The sequence below is a fragment of the Pseudomonas sp. NPDC087817 genome (assembly GCF_044742875.1).
Taxonomy (GTDB): Bacteria; Pseudomonadota; Gammaproteobacteria; order Pseudomonadales; family Pseudomonadaceae; genus Aquipseudomonas.
In genome coordinates, this window is the sequence record NZ_JBIUVJ010000142.1 from 1 (window position 1) to 3,510 (window position 3,510).

Genomic DNA, 3,510 nt, shown 5'->3' on the forward strand with positions numbered 1-3,510 from the left:
AGGCCAAGGTTGCCCCGCCAGAACCTACGCTGGCAAGGCCATCCTGGCCGAAACGGCAGCATCACCATTGGCGAAGTTGCCGTAGGTGAACACGTAGAGAGGCTTGCCGTTGAGGACTTTCTTGAAATAACGGTACTCGCCGCCCTGCTCCTTGACGAAGTTTTGCGCGGTCGCTTCCGAACTGGTGCCGAGGATCTGCACCACGTAGTTGCTGGTCGGCTGCCCGGCGTACCAGCTGCTACCGGCGGCTTTGGCGACGGTAACCGGCTTCTCGGCCGGTTTGGCAGCGACAACTGGCTTGGCTGGCGCTGGAGCCGGTTTCGCCGCTGGCGCTGCCGGAGCAGGCTTGGCGGTGGCGATTTGCGTCGGTGCCGGGGTCGGTTTGGCTGCTGGCACTGGAACCGGGGTCGGTGCAGGACCGGCCGGAACGCCGGCAGGCGGTGCCGAAGTGGTCACGGTTGGCGGTGTATCGCTGGAACCTTCCAAAGGCACGCCGTCGTCACCCTCGGTGATCCCGCCAGCCGCTTCGGCCAACGGACCGCGCATCACCGGCTGCGAGTTGCCGACCAGCGGCAACGGCATCGGCTGCGTATTACCGGCGAACTCAACGTTCGGTGCGCCGCCATTCGCTGCGCCCTGACCCAATGGTAGTTGCGCCTGCTCGTTGGCTGGCGCGCCGGTGGTTGGCGCCTTGTTGCGACCCGGCATCAGCCAGGCGGCGGCGACCGCGACCACAACGACGGCGGAAATCGCCAATACGTGTTTCTTCGGCATGTTGAACCCCATACTTGGACGCTTGACCGCAGAGCGGCTGGCAATCATGACTTCGATCAGAGCATCGCGAGCGACCTGGTTGATGTTGCCCGGCCAACCCTCGGAGCTTTCGTGAATATCAGAGATCTGATCCGCGGTGAAAAGTTCGACACCCCGGCCTGCACCTTCCAGCCGTTGGTCGAGATACTCGCGGGTCTCTTCTTCGGTGTACGGCTGCAATTCGATGACGTGGAAACGCTCTTCCTCAAGGTGCAAAGCCTCAAGCTGAGCGATCAGCGACGACTCACCGAACAGGAACACATGCGGGCGACCTTCCGGCGCGCCAGCACCCAACGCCATCAGCGCTTCGAGAGCGGATTCGTCGAGCTGCTCGGCGTCGTCCACCAGCAGATAGACTTCCTGGCCGGTCAGCGCGAGTTGCACCACCTGATCCAGAATCGCACCGACTTCAGCCTGGGCCACGTTCAGCGCCTGAGCGACCTGACGCAGCACGCCCGCGGCATCGCCGGCACCGCGCGCGGAAACCACCACGCTCTGCACCGATTGCTTGTTGGTGCTGGCCACCAGCGCCTGACGCAGCAAAGTCTTGCCGCTGCCCTGCGGGCCGGTGACCACCAGCAGCAACTGGCTGTATCGCGCCAGGTGATGCAGTTGACCCAGCACCGGTTTGCGCTGGGCCGGGAAGAATTTAAAGCCCGGCACCCGCGGCGCGAAGGGGTCGTGACTTAACTGGAAATGGCCGAGAAACGCCTCGTCGGCATGCAAACTAGTCATCGGAATCTTATTAACCTTTAAGCTGAGCCAGGGCGCGGTAATCCGCTCCCAGCGTGGCCTGTAGAACCTCTTTCGGATAATCGGCGGTCACTACCGCTTCGCCCATCCGGCGCAGCAGCACCAGGCGCAGACGACCGTCGATCACTTTTTTGTCGATTGCCATGTGTTCGAGAAAATCGGCCTCGCTCATCTCTTCAGGCGGGATCACCGGCAGACCGGCGCGCTGGAACAGACGAATGCCGCGATCACGCTCCTGCTCGCTAATCCAGCCGAGACGCGCGGACATCTCCAGCGCCATCACGGTGCCAGCCGCCACCGCCTCACCATGCAACCAGACACCATAGCCCATGTGGGTCTCGATGGCGTGGCCGAAGGTGTGGCCGAGATTGAGCGTTGCGCGTACGCCGGTTTCTTTTTCATCGGCACCAACCACAGCAGCCTTGGCCGCGCAGGAGCGCTCGATGGCATACGTCAGAGCCTTTTGATCCAGTGCACGCAGGGCGTCGACATTGTCTTCGAGCCAGGTCAGGAACGGCTGGTCGCAGATCAGACCGTACTTGATGACTTCCGCCAGACCCGCCGACAGCTCGCGCTCTGGAAGGGTTTTCAGGGACGCGGTATCGATCAGCACGACGTTCGGCTGATAGAACGCACCGACCATATTCTTGCCCAGCGGATGGTTGATCCCGGTCTTGCCACCCACCGACGAATCGACCTGGGACAACAAGGTGGTAGGAATCTGGATGAAATCGACGCCGCGCTGGTAGCAAGCCGCAGCAAAACCGGCCATGTCGCCGATCACACCGCCGCCGAGGGCGATTACGGTGGTGCGGCGGTCATGACGAGCGGTCAGCAAGCCGTCAAAGATCAGTTGCAGGGTTTCCCAGTTCTTGAAGGCTTCGCCGTCGGGCAAAACCACGGAAATCACCGAAAACTGCGAAAGGCTGCGAGTCAGACGTTCGAGATAGAGCGGCGCAACGGTCTCGTTGGAGATGATTGCCACCTGCCGCCCATGAATATGCGGCGCCAGCAACTCGGGCTGATCCAACAAACCTTCGCCAATATGAATAGGGTAGCTGCGCTCGCCTAAATCGACCTTGAGTGTCTGCATGTGTCCCCACAGTGAAGATGGAAAGCAGGCGTCCTGCCCTGAATTATTGGTTGTCTGCGGCCTATAGCGGGTATGACGCCGCTCGCACGCCATCCGCCACAACCTCGGCGGGCGGTGACAGGACGCCGAGGATAGCGCATTTCAGGCGATGCTTTAACGGGGAGGAAGCTGCGCCAGGCGGTCGAGAATGTCGAGCACGACCATGCGCGGCGGCCGTTCGTCGGTTTCCACCACCAGATCGGCGATTTCCCGATAGAGCGGATCACGGATCGCGAGCAGATCACGCAGGGTTTTCGCCGGATCGGCAGTGCGCAGCAACGGCCGGTTGCGGTCGCGGGAGGTGCGGCCAACCTGCTGTTCGACGGAGGCGTGCAGATACACCACGCGACCGCCCTCATGCAGAGCCTTGCGATTGGCGTCACGCATCACCGCACCGCCGCCAGTCGCCAGTACCACGCCGTCGAACGCGCACAGCTCGGCGATCATCGCCTGCTCACGATCGCGAAAGCCGGGTTCGCCTTCCTTGTCGAAGATCCACGGGATATTGGCGCCCGTACGCAGTTCAATTTCCTTGTCGGAATCTTTGAACGGCAGGCGCAGCTCTTTGGCCAGTAATCGGCCGATGGTGCTTTTTCCAGCCCCCATCGGTCCTACAAGAATCAAATTTCGCACAGAATCAACGACTCACAGCAATCGCCTGGTTATTCATGATACGCGGAGTGAGAAATACCAGCAGCTCGGATTTTTTCTCCGAAACCACAGCACGCCGGACAAGGCGGCCAAGATACGGCCCATCGCCATGAATTGGCACCTTATCTACGACCTGGCTGTGTGTATGTGCGATAACGCCC

3 protein-coding genes and 1 pseudogene are annotated in these 3,510 nt (G+C 61.4%); all 4 read right to left on the reverse strand.

All coding sequences use genetic code 11. The features are described 5' to 3' along the window. Positions 1–27: 27 nt before the first annotated feature. A pseudogene (locus ACIONG_RS30055) lies at positions 28–1,548 on the reverse strand (AAA family ATPase); the annotation flags it as partial. Positions 1,549–1,558: 10 nt separating this feature from the next. Next, entirely contained in the window at positions 1,559–2,659 is a 1,101-nt protein-coding gene (gene aroB, locus ACIONG_RS30060) for a 3-dehydroquinate synthase (RefSeq protein WP_401304615.1), read from the reverse strand. 153 nt (positions 2,660–2,812) lie between these two features. Beyond that, positions 2,813–3,331: a shikimate kinase AroK gene (gene aroK, locus ACIONG_RS30065; protein ID WP_045122260.1), complete on the reverse strand. Its 519-nt coding sequence runs from the start codon at positions 3,329–3,331 to the stop codon at positions 2,813–2,815. A gap of 4 nt (positions 3,332–3,335) precedes the next feature. Continuing rightward, positions 3,336–3,503 (reverse strand): hypothetical protein, encoded by a 168-nt coding sequence (locus ACIONG_RS30070; protein WP_401304618.1) that lies wholly within the window; start codon positions 3,501–3,503, stop codon positions 3,336–3,338. Positions 3,504–3,510 lie beyond the last annotated feature (7 nt).

Coding starts and splice junctions, on each gene's coding strand:
- aroB (WP_401304615.1), bottom strand. CDS start 2,659: ATGCAGACACTCAAGGTCGATTTAGGCGAGCGCAGCTACCCTATTCAT.